Source organism: Paraburkholderia atlantica (genome assembly GCF_009362785.1).
Classification (GTDB): domain Bacteria; phylum Pseudomonadota; class Gammaproteobacteria; order Burkholderiales; family Burkholderiaceae; genus Paraburkholderia; species Paraburkholderia atlantica.
In genome coordinates this window covers 1-903 of record NZ_WHNQ01000207.1, presented here as the reverse complement: position 1 = coordinate 903, position 903 = coordinate 1, and the positions used below count along the sequence as shown (strand labels likewise).

Sequence of the window (903 nt, the reverse complement as noted above, 5' to 3'; positions counted from 1 at the left end):
CCCCGCCGCATCGGCCAGCACCAGCCGCGGCGCCGCCTCCCCCAGAATCTGCCGCAGCCGCGCGCCCGGATACGCCGCATCCAGCGGCACATATGCGCCCCCCGCCTTCAGGATCGCCAAGAGCCCCACCACCATCGCCGCGCTGCGCTCCACGCAGATCCCCACCGGCTGATCCGGCCTGACTCCGAGTGCGATCAGATGGTGCGCCAGCCGGTTGGCCCGCGCATTGAGCTCCCCATAGCTCAGTCTCTCGTTCTCATGCACCAGCGCCACCGCCTCCGGTGCCCGCCGCACCTGCGCCTCGAACAGCTCATGGATGCACCGCTCCGACGGATACGCCGCCTCCGTGCGGTTCAGCTCCTCCAGCAGATACCCGCGCTCCGCCGCCGGCAGGATCTCCAGCTCCCGCACCGGCGTGTGCGGCGAGCGCTCCAGCAGCTCCGCCAGGTGCTCCAGCGCATGTTGCATGTAACCGCAGATACGCTCTGCTGAAACCGGCCCGCTCACCTGTGCCGTCAGGCCCAGTGCCTCTTCGCAGTCCTCCACCGACAGGCTCAGGGGATAGTTGGTGCGCTCCTGCGCACCCAGCCATTCGATGCCGCCCGGGACATCGTCGCCCACCGCCCCCTGAAGCGCCGCCAGCGTATTGTGGCGATAGTTCAGCAGCGCGCCAAACAGCGGCGCAGGCGCCGCAACGCCGCTGCAGCGCTGCGCCAGCGCCAGCGGGGCATGCTCGTGGGTGAGCAGCTCCGCCAGCCGCGCGTGGGTGCGACGCACACTCTCCCCGACCCCGGTTCCATCCACGTCGAGCCGCACCGGCAGCGTGTTCATGAACAGGCCCATCGCCCGGTCCGCGCCGCTGCCACCATGCATGCGCCCGAACAGCACCGTGCCGAACACCAC

Annotated in this window: 1 protein-coding gene; it reads right to left on the bottom strand. The window is 70.3% G+C overall.

Features of this window, described 5'->3' with window-relative positions; genetic code table 11:
* On the bottom strand, nucleotides 1–903 hold a 903-nt coding region (locus GCT19_RS42280), incomplete at both ends, for an AMP-binding protein (RefSeq protein ID WP_152855111.1).